This window comes from Vibrio ishigakensis (assembly GCF_024347675.1).
Lineage (GTDB): Bacteria > Pseudomonadota > Gammaproteobacteria > Enterobacterales > Vibrionaceae > Vibrio > Vibrio ishigakensis.
Map to the genome: position 1 here is coordinate 1,683,882 of NZ_AP024881.1, position 24,225 is coordinate 1,708,106.

The following is a 24,225-nucleotide window of genomic DNA, read 5'->3' on the forward strand; positions in this document are numbered from 1 at the left end:
TATAAGTAATAGAAACTTAAATTTCGCCTCAATGGTTGCGTACCCAATTTGGATACATACACTTGTGAACAGCTAGGTCACAGCACAGCCCAAACCATCCAATTGACTAAACTTTACCCCATAAACAGGTATTGATTGCACAAAGTCAGCCAGTGTAATTGGTTGCACTTGTATGATTACGCAATCATTTATATCTAGCCAAGCCCTTAAGTGTAGACATTTATATTCATAAAAGTACCCTATCCCAGTTTCATAAAACAAACACAACTATTACAAATAGCAGGTTCGTTTTAACGACACTTGCAATCACGGACAGACAATTATGCAAAACACTCTCCTAGCACGCATGGCCAAGGGCAACCTGGTAATGCAGATCCTCGCCGGTATCCTTGCCGGTGGCGTACTGGCTACAGTCGCACCTGATGCGGCGGTTAAGGTCGGTCTTCTTGGTGGCCTATTTGTAGGCGCTCTTAAAGCTGTGGCTCCCATTCTGGTATTCATTCTCGTTGCAGCCTCCATCGCAAACCAAAAGAAAAACCAACACACCTATATGCGCCCAATCGTGGTGCTGTATCTGATTGGTACTTTCCTAGCAGCCCTGACCGCAGTTGGTCTAAGCTTTGCTTTCCCAACCAATCTAGTTCTGGTTGAAAGCGCAACAGGCGCAACGCCACCACAAGGCATTGCCGAGGTTCTACATACGCTTCTATTCAAAGTGGTAGATAACCCAGTTAACGCACTGATGAGCGCGAACTACATCGGTATCCTTGCTTGGGGTATCGGTCTAGGTCTGGCTCTACACCACGCATCTGCGACCACTAAAGCGGTATTTGAAGACCTGAGCCACGGCGTTTCGACCATTGTTCGCTTCATCATTCGCCTAGCACCGTTTGGTATCTTCGGTCTTGTTGCTTCTACCTTTGCAACTACTGGCTTTGAAGCCCTATTTGGCTATGCAAACCTACTGTTTGTACTGCTAAGTGCAATGGCAATCATTGCCCTAGTGATTAACCCAGCTATCGTTTACTACAAGACTAAGCAAAACCCTTACCCTCTAGTTCTTCAGTGTCTACGTGAGAGTGGCGTAACCGCCTTCTTCACTCGCTCAAGTGCGGCTAACATCCCAGTGAACATGGCGCTGTGTGAGAAGCTAGACCTTGATGAAGACACCTACTCGGTATCTATCCCTCTAGGCGCAACCATCAACATGGGCGGCGCGGCAATTACCATTACCGTACTGACTCTAGCGGCGGTTCATACCCTAGGCATTCAAGTAGACTTCTTAACAGCGGTACTTCTAAGTGTGGTTGCAGCGGTATCGGCGTGTGGCGCATCTGGCGTTGCTGGCGGTTCACTACTGCTTATCCCTCTAGCATGTAGCCTATTCGGTATTCCAAACGAGGTGGCGATGCAGGTAGTAGGTGTTGGCTTTATCATCGGCGTTATCCAAGACTCTGCTGAGACAGCACTGAACAGCTCAACCGACGTGGTATTCACCGCTGCGGTATGTCGCTCAGAGCATGCTAAAGAGCTAGCGTAAGCGCTAATCTAACCTTTGCTACGAGAGCCTGCCTTGTGCAGGCTTTTTTATTGGCTAGTGTTCAGGGTCTTTTCGGCTTTCTTTGTTCAGAAGATTCCCGCTCGAATGGCTATGCCATCCGTCGGGAATGACGAAATACTTTTCGTAGCAGTTCAACCCCTGCTGATGAATAGAAAAAAGACGTCACCCCGGCAGGCTCTAAGCCGGGGTCTTTATTAATCCAATCGATTCGATGCAACTCCACCATGTTTATACCTTGCCAGCATAGTGCCCTCCGTCGAAAACCCTTCCCTCTTCACGCCCGATTAAGCCTTAAACACATATCTGCAAATAGCCGCATAAAACGCTCAACTCTTAATCTGCAAAAATGCAATGTAAGTTTCTGGCACGCATTTTTCACCCGATGAATCACTATTCACACCTGTTAAAACAAGGGGTTAATCTCGTCAACCCTCTCAAGTGCAGTATTTTGTGACAATTGATAACAATTCATTTCATAGGTATATCTATCCCAAGTCATCCCTGGGGGGAGACAGTGTTTGCCTTGAGCCTTTTCTTCGCAGCACCTCGGGCAAAGCCCGCGATTTCTAATAAAAACATCTGATACAAACACAACTATGACTAATCAAAAAACTATTATGGGCCACCCACGTGGGCTCTTTTTACTTTTCAGTACTGAACTGTGGGAACGATTCTCCTACTACGCTATGCGTGCAATCCTAGTACTTTACCTAACAGATACCACTATGAATGGAGGTCTAGGTTGGAGTACCAAGGACGCACTTGATCTCTACGGCATCTACACAGGTCTTGTGTATGTAACCCCAATGATTGGTGGTTGGATTGCTGATAACTATCTAGGCCAACGAAAATCAGTCATGATCGGTGGCATCCTAATGGCACTGGGCCAATTCTCTCTAGCACTACCACCGGGCGCGTTCGGTGTTGATGTGCACACCTCTTTCTATCTAGGTTTGAGCCTACTTATCCTAGGTAACGGTCTATTTAAGCCAAACATCTCTACCATGGTGGGTGATCTATACGAAGAAGGCGACAACCGTCGTGACGGTGCATTCACCATCTTCTATATGGGTATCAACCTTGGTGCGCTAATCGCAGGTGTTGTAGCTGGCTCTGTTGCAAACAACTTCGGTTGGAATGCAGGTTTCCTAGCAGCGGGTATCGGCATGGTACTGAGTATCGTACTTCAGCTAACCCTAGCAAACTCTTGGCTTGGCAACATTGGTGTTGAACCCGCAGCTAAGCGCGATGAGCGTCGTAAAGCAAAAGCGAAAGCACCTCTCACAAAAGAAGAAGTGGACCGCATGAAGGTTATCCTAGTGATGGGTCTATTCGTAATCGTATTCTGGGCAGGCTTCGAGCAAGCTGGCGGTCTAATGAACATCTACACCCAGCAGTACACTGACCGTATGATTGGTAGCTTCGAAGTACCAGCGGCATGGTTCCAGTCTCTTAACCCGTTTTTCATCATGGTTCTAGCACCCTTGCTAGCCGCGGTATGGGTGAAACTTGGTCCTAAAGAGCCGACCTCACCAGTGAAGTTTGCACTGGGTCTTTTCTTCCTAGCCGTGGGCTTCCTATTCATGATTGGCGCAGTACTACAGCAAGGCGGTGACGCAACGGTTAAGACCTCTATGCTTTGGCTAGTAGGCGCGTTCTTCTTTCACACCCTTGGTGAGCTATGCCTGTCTCCAATCGGTCTATCTATGGTAACTAAGCTAGCGCCGCTTCGTCTGTCATCTCTAATGATGGGTGCATGGTTCGGCTTCAACGCTATCGCAAACTATGTAGCAGGCCTGATTGGTTCTCACGTAGGTGACCTTGGCGCTATGTCTATCTTCGGTGGTATCGCAGCAGCAGCGACTATCTCAGCGGTTCTACTGCTTCTGATGTCGAACAAGCTTGTGCACTGGATGCACGGTGCGGAATCTAAGGCTGAGGTTGAAGAAGAAGCAGGCAAACCACAAACTGCTTAATCTAAAAGTCTATATCTGATTGAAGTCCCCTAGCCTAGCTGGGGGATTTTTCTTTGAATACCCAAAAGGTATTTAAGGCAAAGTTACTACAAAGGCCAGTGGCAACGCCCAATACGAAAGCTAGCATATGGGTAATTACGTTTTCACCCAAATGGGCAAGCACTAGATGGAATACCAAAAAGTTAGGCACCATTGAAATAAAAGCGGAGATAGCAAAACGCTTTAGCTGAGGCCAAACATCGGCACTGCTACCAAAGGTGTAGATACGGTTACCTAACCAAGTAACACCAACCGCGACAAGAAAGGCAACCACACGCGATAAGGTAGTCGGCATATTCATCGCATACAGGCAGAGACTGAACACCGAAATGTCCACCACAAAGCCAACGCCACCCACTACTGCAAATCGAAAAAACTGTCTTCGCATCCTTTGCATCCCTTTTCCATTGCACTAATATGTGCCGGCTCTGATTTATCCGTAACCAATATGAAACTCGAATCCAGCCCAGTTACCCAGCACCATTTTCGCGACCTCACGTTTTATTTAAAACGCGATGACCAATTGCATCAACATTTTTCCGGCAATAAAGCTCGAAAATTTATGCAGTTACTGCAAGAAGCGCAGCCTGGAATCGATACCTTGATCTGTTACGGCTCAGTTCAAGCCAACTCTCTTTACTCACTAGCTGCTCTATGCCGCGTTAAAAAGTGGAGGCTTGAATTCTATGTGCACCGCATTCCGGAGTGGCTCAAAGAGAACCCAAGCGGCAACTATCGCGGTGCGATGGAGCTTGGTGCTGAGATCATCGAGTGTCGCGATATGCATCCGCTCGATTTCATCGAATCAGTCAGAAAGCCAGAAGAGAACTGCTTGGTTTTACCGGAGGGTGGCCGTGCGCAGATTTCAGAATATGGCATCAAGGGCTTGGCTCAAGAGATAGTGCACTGGACTCGCTTTCGCAGCGACAAACAATTTGTGGTTGCCCTACCCTCAGGTACTGGCACCACAGCCTTATTTCTGCACAAGCATCTACAAAGACACAATATTCCAGTCATCACCTGCTCTTGTGTAGGTGGTAAGTCCTATCTAAAAAAACAGTGGCAAGAACTCGGAGCAACCGATACTCCAACTATCCTGCAGGCCGACTATAAGCACCATTTCGGTAAGCTGTATGAAAACGAATATCGCCTATGGCAGGAGCTGTTTGACTCTACCTTAGTAGAGTTTGACCTTCTGTATGACCCGTATATGTGGGAATGCTTGCTTCCTTGGCTAGAGAACAATTCAGGCAAAGAATTACTCTATCTTCATCAAGGTGGAATTTTGGGTAATGAGACCATGCTACCGCGCTATCAAAGAAAATTTGGCCAAACACAAAAAGCATAATAAATACATAGCGATATTTTATTTAGCTCGCTGAGTTCACAGGAAAAAGCAAAACCAGACTGCGTTTGCGTTACATTTTGCTACATTTGTCAGGTCAATCCTTTTCCGTGAATTTTTATTATGAAAACCTCACTAAAACCAATTTCTATCGCCGTTTTGGGTGGCCTTCTAGGCATGGCAAACCCAGCTCTGGCTGACACCATCAAACTTCGTATTATCGAAACCACCGACATCCATACCAACATTATGGATTACGACTACTACAAGGACTCGCCATCTCAAAAGATCGGCCTGACCCGCGCTGCGACGCTAGTTAAAGAAGCACGCGCTGAGGTAGAGAATAGCGTTCTTGTGGACAATGGTGACCTAATTCAGGGCAGCCCAATGGGCGATTACATGGCTTCAAAGGGCATCAAGCCAAGCGAAGTACACCCTGTTTACAAGGCAATGAACCTGCTTGATTACGATGTAGGTAACATAGGTAACCACGAGTTCAACTACGGTCTTGAGTTCCTATTTGAAAGCATCAACGATGCCAACTTCCCTTACATCAGTGCCAACGTATTTGATGCGAAAACCGGTGATCCGCTGTTTAAACAATACATCATCAAAGAGCACACAGTTAAAGATGTGAATGGCGAAGAGCACACCATCAAGGTGGGTTACATCGGCTTCGTACCGCCACAAATCATGGTATGGGATAAGAAGCACCTTGAAGGTCGTGTAACTACTGCTGACATTACTGAGACAGCCAAAAAGCTGGTTCCTCAGATGAAAAAAGAAGGCGCTGATGTGATTGTTGCTATACCTCACTCTGGCCTATCCACCGACCCATATAAGCTAGATGCTGAAAACTCGGTTTACTATCTATCAGAAGTGAAAGGTATCGATGCTATCGCATTCGGTCACTCACACGCAGTATTCCCTGGCAAAGGCTTTGAAGCAATCCAAGGCGTTGATAACGAGAAAGGCACCATCAATGGCGTGACCGCAGTTATGCCAGGTCGTTGGGGTAGCCATGTGGGTGTTATGGACCTGACTCTATCGCAAAAAGATGGCAGCTGGGTTGTAACCGACGGCGAAGCTGACGCGCGCCCTATCTTTGACACCGCTAACAACAAGTCTCTAGCTGAACCTGACCAAGAAATGGTGAAAGCAGTTAAAGAAGACCACGACGGCACTCGAGAGTTTGTTAACCAGCCTATCGGTAAAGCTAACGATGTAATGTACAGCTTCCTTGCGCTAGTGCAGGATGACCCAACAATTCAGATCGTTAACCTTGCACAAAAAGCTTACGTCGAGCGTTTTATCCAAGGCGACCCAGATCTAGACGGCATCCCTGTACTTTCAGCGGCAGCACCGTTCAAAGTGGGTGGTCGTAAGAATGATCCAAACAACTTCACCGAGGTTGAATCAGGACAGCTTACCTTCCGTAACGCAGCCGATCTTTACCTTTATCCAAATACCTTAGTAGCAATGCGCGTAACCGGTCACGAAGTACAAGAGTGGCTTGAGTGTAGTGCAGGTCAATTCAACCAAATCGACGTAAACAGCGACAAGCCTCAATCTCTTATCGATTGGGATAACTTCCGCACATACAACTTTGATGTGATGGATGGTGTTGAATACCAAATTGACGTGACCCAGCCTGCGAAGTACAACGGCGAATGTCAGATAGTGAACAAAGACTCTCAACGTATCAAGGGCCTAACCTATCAAGGTAAGCCTATCGATCCTAAACAAGAGTTTATTATCGCAACCAACAACTACCGCGCCTTCAGCGCTAAATTCCCGGGCACAGGTGCTGACTTCATCGCGTTCGAATCTCCAGATGAAAACCGCACCGTCCTAGCGAACTACATCTCAGAGGTGAGCAAAGAGAAAGGTGAAGTAACCCCAAGTGCAGACAACAACTGGCGCTTTGCTCCAATCTCAAGCGATACCAAGCTAGATATCCGCTTCGAGACAGCTCCTAGTGACAAAGCAGCTGAGTTCATCGCTGACAAGGGTCAATACCCAATGAAACGTGTAGACACAGACGAAAGTGGTTTCGCGATTTATCAGATTGATTTGAGTAAGTAAGAAAAAAGACCCCGGAAGGGGTCTTTTTTTTAGCTGTAAGCTACAAGCTGTCAGCTTTCAGTTCTAGGTGCGTCATTCCCGCAGGTTAGCTGGAATCTTCTTATGCCCTATGTCGAAGCTAAGGTACATAATCGTCTATCTTTTTCCCCCAGTATTCGACCTCGGATTTTTTATCCGAGAACACCTTCAAGAGATCAGCCGTTAAGAATACACCGACCTCACCACTTCCCCGTGCTGTCACACCAAAGGAATAAGAATTCAGTACATGGAACATCGCACCATAAGCAACATCATCAACACCAGCTCTATCTGAGAATGTTACGACCGCAGAAACACCAAAAGGAAAATTAATCCAATCAAAGGAACCATAGCCACCATTCCAATAATTTATCCCAATAACCTCTAGCGATATCGCTCCCTCAAACTGGTTACCATCATCAGCATCTCCAACATACTCCATGACAAACCAAGGTCTAACCAAGTGAATTTGATAAGGTGGAGGGGGAACAAACTTGTCCTGCTTCAATTCATCCGAATACACCCAAGCGGTAAAAGACTTCTCCCACAGGTATTGGTAGCGAGACTCGTTAAAGAAGCGCTCCCACTCTCTCTCACCCGCTATCAGACCTTTTTTCAAATTCGCAAGAGTCTCGTTTCGCTCTGGATTGCTCGCACTATCCGCAGCTTCAGCCCATTTACTTACAAAAACGACACATGCGTTGCCCTTAACACCTTCCGACCCCTCAGCTGAAGTACACTTCAATTGCTCCTCACATTGCGCTATAGCGTCATCGCTAAACGTCAGCTCTACCTCAGTACTACCATTTTCGGGATACGGGACAATCTCCACAACGTACTCCTGGTTCTTTGGCAGTTTCCGTCTAGTCGGGTCATCCCCAGTGAACTGCAACACATCTCCGCTGTTGTCACTGCTTTTATACCCAACCAAATCAGAATCAATTGTGGTCTTTATATGCTTAGAGATATCGTTACCTGTAGTAATATCGACATTCGCTCCAGACTGCATTAATGCTACCAAATAACGCTGATAAGCCTGCTCTGCAACCCCAGCACTCGCATAGTATGCTTGACTCGCCTCCTCTCGTACTTTTGCACTCAGCGACTTGTCGTCCATTTTTTCCTTTAATTTTTTGCGCTCCACTTGGAATGAACCAAACTCACTAGCAGGCGCATACAGCCGCGATTTCCAGTAGTCCTCACCAGTTTGAGGCTCACACACATCATCAGCCCATACACCAAAGCTGGTCATAAACACCCCGCAAAGAAGGCTAAGGCGTATCGCTTTTCCAAAGCATTTCATAGCACTCTCCTTAGTGAAGCTGTCACTCTTTTGGTTGAGGGTCTTCTTGGTCGAAGTCTTTTACATACTCTCCATATTCCTTAAGCAACTTAAACCACTCAACCACATCTTTCGGCTTCTCTATTTCAGCTAACTCATCAATAAGCTCGTCTGCACCTTTCAATGCCGCATCAAGTTTCTCATCAATTTTTTCAGCTGCAATTGGGGAAACATTGAAATCACCCGAGTCCATAGTTCTTGATAGAAACAAATAGGACACCTCAGGATTGCAGATATATTCTTTCAAACTGTGCGGGTCGAGTTCTTCATAAAAATCTTCGGTTTCTATAGAACGGAACTCATACATCTGACTTGGCGGTGGCATCCAAGATTGAAGGGGGATTAGTCGAAGCCAACGACTCACGTAGTCGTATTCATGAGATATGTCGTAAAACCTATACAAGCAACCCTTTTTGCCTGGAGCTGGTCGCACAACGGATTTAAGGGGGTCTGTGGTAGACGTCATACCGTCTATGAGCTCACCAAAGAAATGAAACAAGGGCGTCACATTGGCAAACATCCATAACGTCGAGAGCTTATTTTTTGAAGGGTCTAAAGAATAAGTTTTCCCCTTCTTTTCTGGATCGGAGACGCCACTACCGTACATTTTACGAAGCGTGTCGTGCACAACCGCCGTCCCCATAGAGTGCGCAACAATATGAACGCCCTTCAATCCTGATTTGTGTATTTTTTCACCTTTGGCCTCTTCAACGGCTTCAGTTATCTTCCTAGCGACTTTGTAGCGAACCAACTCAGAATGTAGGCCAGCATAAAGAAGAATGTCTAAACCATGCGTCGTAAACCAATTGTCATCGTCTATTTTTTTCAGCCACTTAAGCATCCCGGGCACTTGCAAGCCAGCCGACTTTAAAAGGGTAAAGAATTCATCACGATTCTCTTTAATTCTTTTTCTTTCTTCCTCAAAAACCTCGTCATACCCAATACCAACTACTTTTACATACTTAGCATACTCAGCATTCTTGCCTTTAAGGCCGTACCTCTTGAGGCAAATATTGCCCGCCTCATTAACCGTCTCCTCAATACTTTTTTTTGTATGCGTGCCTATCCCATGTACCACCAATAATAGTTCCATAGTCATCACCTATCTGCCATTCTGACAGCAGATAGCTTAGTAGATATTCAACCGATACCAATTAAACAAAGGCCCAAGATAGCGCAGTATCACTGAGCCTCTTGATTTAAAACAAGGTTACAATTAATACACTCAACGCATTAAATAATTGATTCACCTAAATTTACTACAACACCGAGTGAGTCAAAGTGAAGCTAAAAGGCCTGACTCCGATAGGAAATCGAAATCAGGCCTTAAAAGTCGCTCAACAGAAATGTCCAATTTTAAGGGGTGGTTCTTCGAGTGCACAGGGTCAACGCTTTGCACCACAACAGATCACGGATAAGCAAAGCTTTCCGTGATCTGTTGTGTATGGCACCGTTTCGCAACAGTTCCCCTGTCTGATCGCTGATAGCTTACAGCTGACAGCTATCTCTTCTACCCTTTAAGCACCCTCTCAATCTCCTGCAAACTACTCGGGTCATCGATGGTCGATGGCACCACATACTGCTCACCATCGGCTATCTGACGAATCACCCTGCGTAAGATCTTGCCTGAGCGTGTTTTGGGTAACCTATCCACCACCAACGCCTGGTCGAAGCAGGCTACGGCGCCTATCTCGTCACGCACCTTACCAATGAGCTCCTTGCCGATGGTGGCGTCTTCAACTGACACCCCATCTTTAAGCACAACCAAGCCAAGAGGTTTCTGTCCTTTGAGGTCATCATGAATACCGACAACAGCACATTCCGCAATTGCAGGGTGGCCACCTACTACCTCTTCCATCTCACCAGTCGAGAGCCTGTGGCCTGCCACGTTTATCACATCATCAATACGACCCATGATGAACAGGTAACCATCTTCATCGATATACCCACCGTCGCCTGAAAGGTAATACCCTTCAAACTGGCTTAGATAACCCGATTGGAATCGGTCATGGTTTCGCCATACCGTTGGTAAACAGCCCGGAGGCATTGGACGTTTTACCGTGACAAAACCTTGCTGATTGGGCGCACAAGCCTCCCCAGCTTCATCTAAGATTTCTACCTGATACCCCGGGACAGGAACCGTTGCTGAGCCTGGTTTCACCGGTAGAGTCTCGATACCCGTTGGGTTCGCTGCAATGGCCCAACCGGTTTCCGTCTGCCACCAGTGGTCAATGACTGGCTTGCCGCTTACCTCTGTCACCCATTCTAGGGTTGGCGGGTCTAAACGCTCCCCTGCCATGAAGATGGTTTGTAGCTTGCTAAGGTCATAGTGCTGTAAGAACTCCCCTTGCGGGTCCTCCTTTTTCACAGCTCGAAATGCGGTGGGAGCGGAAAACAATGCTTGCACCCCATACTCCTCACACACTCGCCAGAATGCCCCTGGGTTTGGCGTGCGCACTGGTTTGCCTTCATACAAGATGGTGGTGCAGCCATGGATCAGAGGTGCATAAACGATATAAGAGTGCCCTACTACCCAACCAACATCAGATGCAGCCCAAAACACGCCATCCTCCGGAATGTTATAGATGGTGCTCATTGAGTATTTCATCGCAACCGCGTGACCACCGTTGTCCCGCACCACCCCTTTAGGTTTACCTGTGGTGCCTGAGGTATAGAGAATATACAGGGCATCGGTCGCTTTAACGCTGGTACATGGCGCTGGCGCAGCTTTCGCCACCTCGGTTCTCCAATCTAGGTCTCGCTCATTGCTCAGCTCAGCTTCAAGCTCTGGGCGCTGATAAACCACCACATTAGACGGTTTCCAACGGCTTTCCATGATGGCTCTGTCCACCAGCGGTTTATACGCAAGCACCTTGTCGATCTCTATGCCGCAAGAGGCAGTTAAAATCACTTTAGGCTCGGCATCTTCAATGCGCACCGCAAGCTCACCAGGAGCAAAGCCGCCAAACACCACTGAGTGCACTGCGCCAAGCCTTGCACAAGCAAGCATCGCCATCACGGCTTGAGGGATCATCGGCATATAGATGACCACGCGATCACCCTTTTCTACGCCCAGCCCTGCCAACATGCCCGCTAGCTTTTCGACTTCAGTCAGCAGTTCGCTGTAACTGTACTTTGCTTTCACTCCGGTCACTGGAGAGTCATAAACCAGCGCCGTTCGGTCTCCTCTCCCTTGCTCCACATGGTGATCCAACGCCAGATAACAGGTATTTAGCTCGCCATCAGCAAACCAGCGCTCTATGCCATGCTCGTCCTTTCCAAGGATGGTTTTCGGAATAGTAAACCACTCTAGTTTTGAGGCCTGCTCCGCCCAAAAAACCTCAGGGTCGGATACAGATCTTTGATACTCAGTTTGATAATCAGACATACTAGGCTCCTAGTTAATGACTAGAGACTGCATAAACTCGTTAACGCTTGTTTGCTCAAGCTTGGCTTGGTCTTTACAAAGCTTATAAATGGCTTGGCATTGAGCTTCTGGGTAGCGCGTACGTAAGTTCGACAAGAACTTTTGCTCAAGAACTGGAATGCCCTCAGCGCGACGTCTTCTATGCCCAATCGGATACTCCACCTCCACTTTTTGCGTAGAGCTGCCATCTTTGAAGAACACCTGAATTGCGTTGGCGATTGAGCGTTTATCCGAGTCCAGATACTCCTTGCTGTAGCGCTCATCTTCTATGATGGTCATCTTAGATCTCAACTCATCGATGCGAGCATCGCCCTTATGGAAGCTATCTTCGTAATGCTCCGCAATCAGGTCACCATGGATAAGCGGCACCGCAATCATGTATTGCAGGCAGTGATCTCTATCGGCTGGGTTTGCCAACTCACCCACTTTAGAAATGATGCGAATAGCAGACTCATGGGTAGTCACCTCAATACGCTCTATCTCAGAGAGCTTATCTTTAACCTCAGGGTGCAAGATCACCGCCGCCTCAACCGCTGTTTGAGAGTGGAACTCCGCTGGGAAAGAGATCTTAAACAGCACGTTCTCCATCACATAGCTCTCAAAACTTTGGCTTACCTTAAACTGCTCACCCTTAAACAGCACATCGAAGTAGCCCCAGTTTGGCGCTGAAAGCACTGTTGGAATGCCCATTTCGCCCTTCATGGTAATCATCGCAAGACGCACCGCTCGAGACGTAGCATCGCCGGCAGCCCACGACTTACGTGAACCAGCATTCGGCGCATGGCGGTAGGTACGCAACGCGCCGCCATCAGCCCAAGCGTGTGACAAGGCATCTATCACCTGATCTCGATTGCCGCCAAGCATCATGGTTACCACTGCGGTCGAAGCCACACGCACCAAGAGCACATGGTCTAAGCCAACTCGGTTAAAGCTGTTCTCCAGCGCTAACACGCCTTGGATCTCGTGTGCCTTGATCATGGCTGTGAGCACATCCTTCATAGTCAGAGGTGCTTTACCTTCAGAGACAGCGACACGGCTAAGATAATCCGCCACCGCCAAAATTGCGCCTAGGTTATCCGATGGGTGGCCCCACTCTGCCGCAAGCCAGGTATCATTGAAATCAAGCCAACGAACGATACATCCGATGTTAAACGCAGCGGTAATAGGGTCTAGCTCATGAGAGGTTCCCGGCACGCGAGCACCATTAGCTACCTGCATGCCCGGCACAACCGGTCCTAGGTGCTTGGTACACTCAGGAAAGCGCAGTGCCAGCAAGCCACAGCCTAAGGTGTCCATCAAGCAGTTACGCGCCGTGTCATACGCCTCGCTAGATTCAATCTCGGTGTTCATCACGTAATCGGCAATTTGAACAAGCAATTCATCCGGCGCTTGGCGCTCGTTTAGATCTACATTTTGACTCATCATCTATTCCTTTAAATTAACGTTGTTCAATTGGTAGCCAGTCTTGATGCTCAGGACCATCGTAATCAGCACTCGGACGAATAATGCGGTTGTGCTCTCGCTGCTCATAGATATGTGCGGCCCAGCCAGTCAGGCGACTCATCACAAAGATTGGGGTAAACAGTTTGGTTGGAATATCCATAAAGTGATAAGCAGAGGCATGGAAGAAATCGGCGTTACAGAATAGGCCTTTCTCGCGCTTCATCACCGACTCTACTCGCTCAGATACCGCATATAAATGGGTGTCTCCTACCTCTTCAGAAAGCTGTTTCGACCAATATTTGATCAGTGCATTTCGCGGGTCTGACTCTCGATACACCGCATGCCCAAAACCCATGATCTTCTCTTTACGCTCTAGCATTCCTAGGATGTTCTGCTCCGCTTCCTCCGGGCTCGTCCAGTCGTTGATCATATCCATAGCGGCTTCATTCGCACCGCCATGCAGTGGACCGCGCAAGGTACCGATAGCGGCTGTGATACAGGAATGAATATCTGAGAGAGTGGACGCGCACACACGGGCGGCAAAGGTAGAGGCGTTAAATTCGTGCTCGGCGTACAAAATCAAAGAACAATGCATCACTTTTTTATGCAGCTCAGACGGTGTCTTGTCCGTAAGTAGTTTTAGAAAGTAGCCACCGATGCATGGCTCGCTCTGATCTTCGGTATCCACACGCACACCATCATGACTAAAGCGATACCAATAGCAGATGATGGCCGGAAACAGCGCCAACATTCGCTCCGTTGCTTGTTGCTGCTCATCAAAGCTCATCTCTTGCTCTAGATTGCCGAGCACCGAACAGCCAGTACGCATCACATCCATTGGATGTGCGCTTGCAGGCAGCAACTCTAACGCTTGTTTTAGTGCCTCCGGCAGACCGCGTTGTGCCACTAGTGCTGTCTTGTAGTTATCCAATTCAGTTTGATTTGGAAGGTGCCCCTTCAGTAGTAGGTGCGCCACTTCTTCAAACTCAGCGTGCTTGGCCAAATCTGAGATATCATAGCCACGATAGGTTAAGCCCGTACCCGACTTACCCACGGTACATAGGGAGGTTACCCCTGCACACTGGCCTCTGAGTCCTGCACCTCCGATAGGTGCGGTAGTTTCCAACGACATAATCACTCCTTGTGACCTGTTTACGTTTGTACTACTTCCAACTCAAACGCGTCAGGTTCGCTCAAATGTTATCGACGAAATAGCTCGTCTAGCTTCTGTTCAAAATCATGATAATTCAGGTAGTTATACAACTCGGCTCGAGTCTGCATCTGTTCTATTAATGCTTGTTGATTGCCCTCAGAAAGCAGATGACGATAGGTTGTTTCAGCAGCCTTATTCATCGCGCGAAACGCCGATAGCGGATAAAGCACCATATCCACGCCCACCTCGGCTAGCTCTTCACAGCCATACAGAGGCGTCTGACCAAACTCGGTAATATTGGCCAAGATAGGAATATCTCTGCCTATGGCAGACTTAAGCGCGGTAGAAAAATCGTGGTATTGAGACAGTTCATTCATCGCCTCAGGAAATACCATATCCGCGCCCGCTTCCACACAGGCGATAGCACGCTCTAGTGCTCGCTCCATCCCCTCTACCGCTAGCGCATCGGTTCTTGCCATAATCACAAAATCACTGTCGATTCTGGCATCAACGCTCGCCTTGATGCGGTCTACCATCTCTTCTTGGGTTACTATCGCTTTGTTTGGTCTATGACCACATCGCTTCTGCGCCACTTGATCTTCGATATGCACGGCGGCCACACCGGCTTTTTCCATCGCCTTAATGGTGCGGGAGATGTTAAACGCCCCGCCAAACCCGGTATCTATATCCACCAGCAAAGGCAGATCACAGGCATTGGTGATGCGCGAAGCGTCAATAAGCACATCAGTAAGCTCAGTAATGCCGAGATCCGGCAATCCATAGGAAGCATTCGCCACCCCAGCTCCCGAAAGATAAATAGCCTGATGCCCAACATCTTTTGCCATCAAGGCACAGTAGGCGTTCACCGTGCCGACGATTTGTAGCGGATCGTTTTGCGCCACCGCCTGTCTGAATTTCTTACCCTGACTCATCAATTTTCCCTTACTCAATCTCTGATTCGAGCAAGCGTCTGCTGCCCGAGATATGACGACGCATCAAGATTTCAGAAAGCTCTTCATCTCGATTACGGATCGCCTCTAATATGAACTGGTGCTCGGCTAGCGCCTTATGAGGGTGGTTATGACGGCGCGGCGACTGATAGCGATACATGCGAATTAGGTGATAAAGCTCACCGCACAAAAGCTTAATAAGATGCCCGTTCCTACTGGCGTGAATGATCTGATGATGAAAGTCGAAATCCCCTTGTTGCAGGGCATAAGGCTCACCATCTTTGTTGTTGAGGTGCTCAGCATGCGCTTGTAGCAACGAAGACAAACGCTCAAGCTCTGACTCAGTAATGTGCTTGGCAGCAAGCCTTGCCGCCATTCCCTCTAGAGACTCGCGCACTGTGTAAAGCTCTATCAGATGCTGTTTCGAAACGCTGATCACTCGCGCGCCAACATGGGGGATGCGCTCAATAAGACCTACCCCTTCCAAACGCATCAAGGCTTCACGAAGTGGCCCACGACTCACCTCAAAGCGTTTGGCAAGCTCGGGCTCGGAAATCTTACTGCCTTCTGCTATCTCACCACACACCACGGCTTCGATAAGAAACTCGGTGAGGTTCTCTGATTTAGTGGTGTCTTTTACTAACTGCGGAATATTCATCTAAGCCCCAAGATTGTCGACAATCTGCTTTTTCTGATTAAAATTTAGGCTTATATGCAACTAATAACAATCAAATTGTTTACAATTTAGACTAAAGGCTAATGCTGATGGTCAAAAATAATGCGGTAGATCACATCAATCCCGCCTTTAACTCGTAAGTGCGCCTGTTAATTCACAAAAAACTGATTCATCGCAATTCTTTGCACCATTCAGAAGAGGATACTGATTCGACAAATCAATAAGTTACCGTGAGTGAGATATGGACAACCTAGTAGAGCGCTTTCTACGCTATGTAAGCTTTGATACTCAATCAGATCCCGAAAACAATCACTGCCCGAGTACTGAGGGGCAGCGCCTATTCGCCAAGCAACTTGAGAAAGAACTCAATGAACTGGGCCTTTCTGACGTATCACTGGACTTCAATGGTTATCTCACCGCACGCCTGCCTTCCAACGTCGACTATCCAGTGCCGGCAATTGGCTTCATTGCCCATATGGATACCGCGCCAGATGCGTCTGGTAAGGATGTACAACCTCAGATCGTTGAGAACTATCAAGGGGGTGATATCGCCCTAGGCATTGGCGATGAAGTATTGTCACCTGTGCAATACCCAGATTTGAGAAAGCTGCTCGGTCATAACCTGATCACCACAGACGGAACCACCCTTCTTGGTGCCGACAACAAAGCAGGTATTGCCGAAATCATCACTGCTGTTTCGCACCTAATCGCCAACCCTGACATCAAGCACGGTGACATCTGTATCGGTTTCACCCCAGATGAAGAGATTGGGCGTGGTGCCAATATGTTTAACGTTGAAAAGTTTGGCGCGCAGTGGGCTTACACCATAGATGGCGGCCCTGTGGGTGAACTGGAATACGAGAACTTCAATGCGACTTCAGCGGATGTCATCTGCCATGGCGTAAACGTGCATCCAGGCACTGCCAAAGACAAGATGATCAACTCAATGAACATCGCTGCTCAATTTCAGATGATGATGCCAGCCGGTCAAACCCCAGAGTGTACCCAAGGCTATGAAGGCTTTTATCACCTTAAATCCATGAAGCCATCGGTGGCTCGTACTGAGCTTGGCTATATCATTCGCGATTTTGATCGCGAAGGGCTTGAGCGTCGCAAAGCCTTTATGCAAGCTCAGGTTGAGCAGCTAAACAGCCAACTAACTAAAGGCCATGTTGAACTAAAGCTGACCGATGCTTATTTCAATATGCGTGAAATGGTTGAGCCTCATCCGCACATCATCGAGATAGCCAAGCAGTCTATGATTGATTGCGATGTCATCCCAGAGATCAAGCCTATCCGTGGCGGCACAGATGGCGCTCGCCTTTCCTTCATGGGCCTGCCTTGTCCAAACATCTTTACCGGCGGCTATAACTTCCACGGTATCCATGAGTTCATCACCATAGAGGGTATGGAACAAGCGGTTAAGGTGATCTGCAAGATAGCGGAAAACACCGCCAAACAAGCTAAGTAACATCAATGCCCGGTGTTACCCTAAGTAATTGGAGATGCTCGTAGGCGGCAAACGAGCCAAGCGCCTGAGCATAGATGAACTATGTGATGGAGCGGGGCTGGCCATCCAGTGAGGAGTGCCAGCCAACACCCCAGCATCTTCAAGTAAGACGGGTATATACTGGTTGGGCATATTTTTATCTGAGCTTTCAAACAGACACTTTTAGTCTCTTTTACAACTAGGATAGAGCCACTCCCGAAAATTGAGACAAACCATGAACACAGCATCGCATCAAATTCTGTTTGATAAGCTCATCGACTGGCATCAGCATAAACACCCAGAGTATGCCAAAGCCAATACGCCCAATCCCGAGTCGGAAGCCTGCTTACATGAACTGGTTTCAGAGATTTTAGAGCCGCTACAAAAGGCTCTAGGCGAAGTCTCTATCACCTATGGTTTTAACAGTGCCGAACTCAACCGTTATGTTCAACGTATCAACGCAAAAGATACCGGCCCAAAGGAAGACCAGCACGCCAGTAAAGAGCTGAACCTCAAAGGAAAACGCATCTGCACTAGAGACGGCGCATCATGCGACCTTTATGTGGAAGGGTATGAAAACCAGATGCACAAGGTCGCCCTCTACATCACCCAAAACCTGCCTTTCGATCGTCTCTATTTCTATGGCAAAGACCGCCCACTACATGTGAGTTTCGGACCTGATCATAGCCGATACATCCAATATCGCCGTACCAAAGAAAACGGCGACCGCGTGTTAGCAAAGGTAGTGAAGATTGATAAGGCTCACGAATACTTCGCTGACTTTTGATTCAGCCCACTTTCTCAATCCACTGGCGCGATATGATAAGTAACTCTAACAAATAGCCCATATAATGGCGCCGTACACAGCAGTATCTCCACGGAACTGAGGCTCTGTTGCTTGGTAAAACCTTTTCAGATTTTAAGCAGGTGGCTAAATATGTTTTCAGTAAATCTTTGTCCGACAAACAACCAGACTCTTTCTCCTGAGCTAAAGAACAACCTAGTTGCCAAGCTACAAGACTATTTCTGCGAAACCGAGATCTCATTCTGGGAGTCCGACTTTGTTACCCAAAGCGGCAAGTTCAAAGATAGCGAAGAGGTATCGTGCCCACGTTGCGACCACAACCACACAGTCGACGCTGCAGAGCTAATGCAATTCAACAGCAAGCTCACTATCGTTCCAGCTGACCAAATTGCAGTGCAGATGCCATGTTGTCACCACGACACCAACCTAGCAGAAATGAGCTTCGAAGAAGCCGTATTCTCAAAGTGGGGCATCACCATCAAGGGTAAAAACCGCGCCGTACTGGAAGAGTTCCTTCATCACCAAGCCACACCCATTGCTTTAACGGCAGTTGAGGTGCCAGCTTAATCAAAACAAACGACCCGAGCTAAGCTCGGGTCGTTTGTTTTACCATTCAGAAACTAAAAGCCTTTTTTTGACTCCGCGAACCTGTAAACTCATTGCTTCAAAAACGTCCTCGAAGTTACGACATTCAGGTGGAATATTTGGTAAAGATAAAGTCGCTTCGTTGAAAAACCTTCCTTGAGTATTATCATCCCCCCAAGCCAGCTCCCACCAATTTAAAATTCGCTCTCTAGAGTCTTTTAGCCTTTCCAAACTTGGTAATCTATCACTTTTATTTAAGTTCTCAGATGCTAAGACCGGAAATAGATTCCATCGATCATTGTTTGGCCAATAGGCGAAAGGTAAGCAATGATCAACGTGATAATTGTTCTTTATCTTTTTACCGCTCCAAATACTCTCAACCTTTGAGTTTTCATCAACTAGTTCTGAAACTCTTTTTCGCACGATCTTGGTATCGTGGTCTCTTTCGTGCCAAGCTAAACAAGCGTGGTATTGCTCCAATGTAATCTCTCTAGTTTGATTTAACTTGTAGCTTCGCATTTGTGTGATCCACTGATTGACTACCAGAGGCTCTATCCAAGAGTGATAAATTCTCAAACATTCCCAAAAACTTTCATCCAGAATAAAAGTTCCAAAGCTACTTAAATACTTCAAATCGAGAACAATACTTTCTGCTTTCTTAACTCGTTCAGTTACGATCTGAAAATATGGTTTAGACCTATCTCCTTGATACGTATAAGTTACTGGCCCATCCTTGATGGTAGAAATACAATCTTTGATGGTTTGCTGGATCGCTTCTGCATCACCATTCAAAAATATCGACCCTATAGAAAGGTCATCAGGTCCAAATTCAGAAAGGTTACTCCATCCTTTTTCACGGACAAAGCCCAGTTTTTTATCTCCATTTTTCATTTGTTGGATAGAATGCTTGTCCAACAAACGCTTGTACTGGCGAATCCAGTAAAGTGCTACCAGACCAACGGGTAACACAACTTTCCCATCGTGCCTATCAATCACAGCTCCAGGGTGTGCATCTGCTATCCGAAGCAAAGTTCTTAGAAGGGCTAGCTTATAGGTTGCTGTTTTATTGTCGTTGACAATCACATGTCTAATTTTTGTTAAGTCTCCAGTACCATCATCGGGTAATGACAATACAATAGTTTGCCATCGTACATCTTCTCGGCTCAAAGTATCTGATTGCACTTCTGAAGAAAAAACCTTCAGAAGTGCATTATGCTTGGCAAGTTGGTCAATCTCTGTCTCAGAGACTCCATAAGAAATACGGTTGTCAGAAAAATCTCCATATCTTAAAGAGATAACTAGTTTTCCATTGGGGGCTAGGAGATTTGATAGTTTTCGGAATGCTCTCTCCCGATAAGAAGAAGGAATATGCATCCAAACTCCGCTTAACAAGATGACATCAAATCTAACTCCGAGATTGATAACCTTAGCCAAGCTAGGCAAACAATCCGATAGCCATGTCACTTTATCACCTGTATGTTTTTTCCCTAGCTTCAACATCTCTTTTGATGGTTCTACGGCATATACATCAGCTCCCAATTCACTCATTCGAAGAGCATCACGTCCAATACCTGCTCCAACATCTAAAACCGTATCTCCTTCAAGAGGCCAAAACGATTTCCAAGATTTGTGAACTTCGCTAAATGTGGTCGATGTATACTGCTCATAGAACTTAAGAGCAAACTTGTCGTAAACTGATGACTTATCAGACATAATTCTACCTATCAAGACAATCTCTTTATTAAAAGACAAAACTATCTTTGTGCCAATATTAGTTTCTTAAAACATTCTCTCAGCATTTAAATTGTTGCTGTTATCTAACTTACTTTTTGAATTCAGATGCTTAAAATCTCCAACACAGTAGTCCTAGCCGACTGGGAAATTGAAATGACTGCCATCCGTGCCCAAGGTGCGGGTGGTCAGAACGTCAATAAAACCTCCTCAGCAATACATCTCAGATTCGATATCAACCGCTCTACCCTGCCTAGCGTGTACAAAGAAAAACTGTTGGCATTATCGGACAGTCGCATCAGTAGCGATGGCGTTATTATCATCAAAGCACAGACCTACCGCACTCAAGAGCAGAACAGGCAGGATGCTCTGGATAGATTGGTCGAGCTCATAAAGAAAGCTATGGTGGTTCAGAAGAAGCGTCGTCCTACCAAACCAACTAAAGCTTCGCAAAAGCGACGACTTGAAGGCAAAAAGAAACGCTCAACGACTAAGTCATTGCGAGGCAAGGTCATTTAGAACCCTGCAAATCCTGTTAAATGATCTCGGTTAAACTTCGCCTCATTCCTTGTAGCAAGACTACTTGTCATATCTTATGATGCATTTTCTCTACACCTATGGTGTTCTGTAATCAATGCTGTAACAAAGGAATCTGTGTCGTGTCCGTAGTCTCAATCTCTGTAAACCTTTGGGGCAAGCTTACCAATAGTTTTGACACTGTCACTTTTGAAGATGGAACAATAAACCTTTATCGAAAAGGTCGTCGAATAGATACAATCGATACTGACAATTTTCAATCGTTCACTGTATCTTCAACTTCGTGGTTGGGTGGTTCGATAACACTTCCTAAAAGCACATGTTTAAATGGTCTAAATCCAAAACAAGTTTCATCGTTTACCGAGGCCATAAACACTGCAATTGAGAAGAGAGTTGCAAGCCGCACTCTATCAGATATCAAAGATTTTGAGCTTAACGCAGTTAATTCATTCCCTAGAGATTCTGAGTCCAAACATCTCGCACAAATCTGTGAATCTATCCATCTTCTAACTACACAGAGACCAAGCTTGTTATCTAGTTTCGGAGATTCTGACCGGAACCTAGTTCGTTTGATAGCTGACTTCTATCCTCTTGATATAGCATCTCTTCGCGCATTTCACGAAGGGAATCAACTTCAACAACGAGAGGAGTTTTATGACGCTGTAGAATCAAATCCGCTAACCCAAGAACAACGTTTAGCGGTTATACGCAATAATGATCGCAACATGGTGCTTGCTGCGGCTGGTACAGGTAAAACCTCAGTGATGGTGGCAAAAATACTGGATCTTGTTGACCGAAAAATCGCTAGCCCAAGTCAAATATTGACGATGGCTTACAACAAAAGTGCAGCAACCGAGCTAGATGAACGCCTCTCTGAAAAAGCACAAAAGAGCAATGTTCATCTTGAAGAGAGACCCCAAATCTCAACTTTTCACGCTCTCGGCAGAAAAATACTCCAAGAAAGTGGTATCGACACGCGACTAAGCCAACTTACTCAGGATAGCGACAAATTAGACATTTGGGTCTCGCGCTGGTTACAAACCTACCTCTTAAAACACTTCGATAAATTGCCGACTCTAATAGAAATGATTGCTCCCCCAATCGACCCAATGAGTTATCGCAGCGCTGCCGCATTTCAACGTTATCAGCGAGATAACACCTTCAGCACAATCAAGGGAGAGAAGGTCAAAGGCTTTCAAGAGCTCCTTATCGCAAACTACTTGTTCATAAAAGGGGTTGAGTATGAATACGAACCTCAATATCCAGTGAAGCAAAGAGTCTCGGCTGGGGTCGATTATCGACCTGATTTCTACCTCCCTCAAGCAGATGTTTATTTGGAACACTTTGGAATCAGTAGGGACGGCTCTACACGCATCGACATTGATTCAGTGAAATACAACAGTGATATCGAGTGGAAGAGGCAGTTTCATGAGTCGAATGGAACGAAGTTGGTCGAAACTTATCACTACAACTGGGTAGAGGGTACTCTAAACAATCGCTTAGATTCCTTAATATCCGAGCTCGAGATACCAGCACACCCTAAGAACAAAGATGAAATTCTTAAACACATTAACGAATCTGACTATATATCTGATGGGGCAAAGATATTAAGAAAGTGTCTTTCCGCTATCCGCTCAGAAGGTCTGTCGCCTGCTACTATATTCCAGCGGCTTACCCATAACGACATCATAGATGCCAAAAGCACCACTGACTTGCTGACTCAACTTCACGACGACTATATAGAAGAACTTAGGTCGAATGAAAGTATCGATTTCGATGACATGATAAATCTGGCAACCGAGGTGGTTGCTTCAGACGAGTTTACTCCCTCCTGGAGCCAAATACTGATTGATGAGTTCCAAGATATCTCAGCGTCGAGAATGAAGCTAATCACTACTATTATCGAAATGTCGAAAACCAAACCCGCTTTAACGGTTGTAGGTGACGACTGGCAATCTATCTATCGTTTTTCTGGTGGAAAACTAGAACTAACTACTCGATTTGCAGATCTCATTGGTTCCTACAGTGAAACCAAGCTGCAAAAAACATTTAGGTATAACAATAGCATTGCAAAAACAGCTGGTCTGTTTGTTATGGAGAACCCAGAGCAGTATCAAAAGCAAATCCAAACCCATACCGTCGTCGACACACCTCAAGTTTACTTGCTCGATGATAAGAAAAATGGGAAAGATGCCCTTGAGACCAAAATATACGAGGTGGTTAGCAAGATAAGAAGTCATGACAGCCAAGGTTCGATAGCAATAATAGGTCGCTACAATTATTTGCTTTCTGAAGCGAACATCGCGTTAGGTAAACGTAATGCTCGAGACGGAGTAAAGTTCTGGACTTTTCACAAATCAAAAGGCTTGGAAGCGGACTACTGTATCCTAATTGGGTTCAGTCAAGGTAAGCAGGGGTTTCCCAGTGATACTTTAGAAAATACAGTGGTTGAGGCGCTCCTTCCCTCCATAGACAGCTTTCCGGACTCTGAGGAACGCAGGTTATTTTACGTCGGGGTAACTCGAGCAAAAAAGAAAGCCTATATTATTGCTGATCCAAGCTCACCTTCTAAGTTCGTGACTGAGCTACTCAACCCTAAATTTGGCGTTGGTATACATTCTGAGTCGTTCAAGCAGGCCTACCGAACCACCTTTAAATGTAAGCACTGTGAAGAAGGCTTCTTGAAACGAATAGAAGGTCAATATGGTGACTTCTACACTTGCAGCACGGGCAATGGATGCGCTGTTAAAAACGTACGAAGCTGCTCCAAATGTGGGTCTCCTTCTTCCGATACGCGAAGCTACAGTGTGTGTCACAACCCAGCCTGCGGACATAAATCCAAAGTCTGCCCTGCCTGTGGCAGACCTATGGTAAAACGAACAGGAAAAAAAGGGATTTTCTGGGGTTGCTCTGGTTACAGTTTATCGCACGACCAATGTACCTATACAGAAAAACTGAGCGCCTCAGATACAGAGACTGGAAGCAGTCGAAAGAAGAGAGCATAAACGACCTCCAATGAATAGCTCTCGCACTCGAATATCTATTAGCAGTTGAAAGTGTTTC

The 24,225-nt window shown here is 46.5% G+C and carries 18 protein-coding genes; 9 read left to right on the top strand and 9 right to left on the bottom strand.

Annotation, left to right across the window (positions count from 1 at the left end):
- Positions 1–322: 322 nt before the first annotated feature.
- Both sstT and Pcarn_RS07595 read left to right on the top strand, forming a co-directional pair.
- Positions 323–1,540 (top strand): serine/threonine transporter SstT, encoded by a 1,218-nt coding sequence (gene sstT, locus Pcarn_RS07590; RefSeq protein ID WP_390904416.1) that lies wholly within the window; start codon positions 323–325, stop codon positions 1,538–1,540.
- A 617-nt stretch (positions 1,541–2,157) separates the two neighbouring features.
- Positions 2,158–3,537 (top strand): peptide MFS transporter, encoded by a 1,380-nt coding sequence (locus Pcarn_RS07595; RefSeq protein WP_261833264.1) that lies wholly within the window; start codon positions 2,158–2,160, stop codon positions 3,535–3,537.
- A 34-nt stretch (positions 3,538–3,571) separates the two neighbouring features.
- Here Pcarn_RS07595 and Pcarn_RS07600 read toward each other — a convergent pair whose 3' ends face one another.
- A complete protein-coding gene (locus Pcarn_RS07600; RefSeq protein WP_261833265.1) occupies positions 3,572–3,964 on the bottom strand; it encodes a GtrA family protein in 393 nt (130 codons plus the stop codon).
- A 60-nt stretch (positions 3,965–4,024) separates the two neighbouring features.
- Between Pcarn_RS07600 and Pcarn_RS07605 the strand changes: the two genes are divergently transcribed.
- On the top strand, positions 4,025–4,924 hold the full coding sequence (locus Pcarn_RS07605; RefSeq protein WP_261833266.1) for a pyridoxal-phosphate dependent enzyme: 900 nt from the start codon (positions 4,025–4,027) through the stop codon (positions 4,922–4,924).
- 120 nt (positions 4,925–5,044) lie between these two features.
- Positions 5,045–7,006: a 2',3'-cyclic-nucleotide 2'-phosphodiesterase gene (gene cpdB / locus Pcarn_RS07610; protein ID WP_261833267.1), complete on the top strand. Its 1,962-nt coding sequence runs from the start codon at positions 5,045–5,047 to the stop codon at positions 7,004–7,006.
- 118 nt (positions 7,007–7,124) lie between these two features.
- Here the strand turns inward: cpdB and Pcarn_RS07615 are convergent, their stop codons facing one another.
- The 7 genes from Pcarn_RS07615 to Pcarn_RS07645 all read right to left on the bottom strand — a co-directional run bounded on the left by Pcarn_RS07615 (position 7,125) and on the right by Pcarn_RS07645 (position 15,997).
- A complete protein-coding gene (locus Pcarn_RS07615; RefSeq protein WP_261833268.1) occupies positions 7,125–8,327 on the bottom strand; it encodes a hypothetical protein in 1,203 nt (400 codons plus the stop codon).
- 22 nt (positions 8,328–8,349) lie between these two features.
- On the bottom strand, positions 8,350–9,459 hold the full coding sequence (locus Pcarn_RS07620) for a hypothetical protein (protein WP_261833269.1): 1,110 nt from the start codon (positions 9,457–9,459) through the stop codon (positions 8,350–8,352).
- A gap of 417 nt (positions 9,460–9,876) precedes the next feature.
- A complete protein-coding gene (locus Pcarn_RS07625) occupies positions 9,877–11,754 on the bottom strand; it encodes a propionyl-CoA synthetase (protein ID WP_261833270.1) in 1,878 nt (625 codons plus the stop codon).
- A gap of 9 nt (positions 11,755–11,763) precedes the next feature.
- A complete protein-coding gene (locus Pcarn_RS07630) occupies positions 11,764–13,215 on the bottom strand; it encodes a bifunctional 2-methylcitrate dehydratase/aconitate hydratase (protein WP_261833271.1) in 1,452 nt (483 codons plus the stop codon).
- A 16-nt stretch (positions 13,216–13,231) separates the two neighbouring features.
- Positions 13,232–14,368, bottom strand: a complete 1,137-nt coding sequence (gene prpC, locus Pcarn_RS07635; protein ID WP_261833272.1) for a bifunctional 2-methylcitrate synthase/citrate synthase — start codon at positions 14,366–14,368, stop codon at positions 13,232–13,234.
- Positions 14,369–14,436: 68 nt separating this feature from the next.
- Entirely contained in the window at positions 14,437–15,321 is an 885-nt protein-coding gene (gene prpB / locus Pcarn_RS07640; protein WP_261833273.1) for a methylisocitrate lyase, read from the bottom strand.
- A 10-nt stretch (positions 15,322–15,331) separates the two neighbouring features.
- Positions 15,332–15,997: a GntR family transcriptional regulator gene (locus tag Pcarn_RS07645; protein WP_261833274.1), complete on the bottom strand. Its 666-nt coding sequence runs from the start codon at positions 15,995–15,997 to the stop codon at positions 15,332–15,334.
- A 259-nt stretch (positions 15,998–16,256) separates the two neighbouring features.
- Here Pcarn_RS07645 and pepT point away from each other — a divergent pair, with 259 nt between their 5' ends.
- The 3 genes from pepT (at position 16,257) to Pcarn_RS07660 (ending at position 18,876) form a co-directional block, all read left to right on the top strand.
- Complete coding sequence (gene pepT, locus Pcarn_RS07650) at positions 16,257–17,486, top strand: peptidase T (RefSeq protein WP_261833275.1); 1,230 nt, start codon at positions 16,257–16,259, stop codon at positions 17,484–17,486.
- A 253-nt stretch (positions 17,487–17,739) separates the two neighbouring features.
- On the top strand, positions 17,740–18,291 hold the full coding sequence (locus tag Pcarn_RS07655) for a hypothetical protein (RefSeq protein ID WP_261833276.1): 552 nt from the start codon (positions 17,740–17,742) through the stop codon (positions 18,289–18,291).
- 150 nt (positions 18,292–18,441) lie between these two features.
- Positions 18,442–18,876: a hypothetical protein gene (locus Pcarn_RS07660; RefSeq protein WP_261833277.1), complete on the top strand. Its 435-nt coding sequence runs from the start codon at positions 18,442–18,444 to the stop codon at positions 18,874–18,876.
- 39 nt (positions 18,877–18,915) lie between these two features.
- Here Pcarn_RS07660 and Pcarn_RS07665 read toward each other — a convergent pair whose 3' ends face one another.
- Positions 18,916–20,607, bottom strand: coding sequence for a class I SAM-dependent methyltransferase (locus Pcarn_RS07665; protein ID WP_261833278.1), 1,692 nt, complete (start codon positions 20,605–20,607; stop codon positions 18,916–18,918).
- A gap of 126 nt (positions 20,608–20,733) precedes the next feature.
- Here Pcarn_RS07665 and arfB point away from each other — a divergent pair, with 126 nt between their 5' ends.
- Together arfB and Pcarn_RS07675 are read left to right on the top strand one after the other, a co-directional pair.
- Positions 20,734–21,144, top strand: a complete 411-nt coding sequence (gene arfB, locus Pcarn_RS07670; protein WP_261833279.1) for an alternative ribosome rescue aminoacyl-tRNA hydrolase ArfB — start codon at positions 20,734–20,736, stop codon at positions 21,142–21,144.
- A gap of 98 nt (positions 21,145–21,242) precedes the next feature.
- Entirely contained in the window at positions 21,243–24,167 is a 2,925-nt protein-coding gene (locus tag Pcarn_RS07675) for a UvrD-helicase domain-containing protein (protein ID WP_261833280.1), read from the top strand.
- The last annotated feature ends 58 nt before the right edge of the window (positions 24,168–24,225 follow it).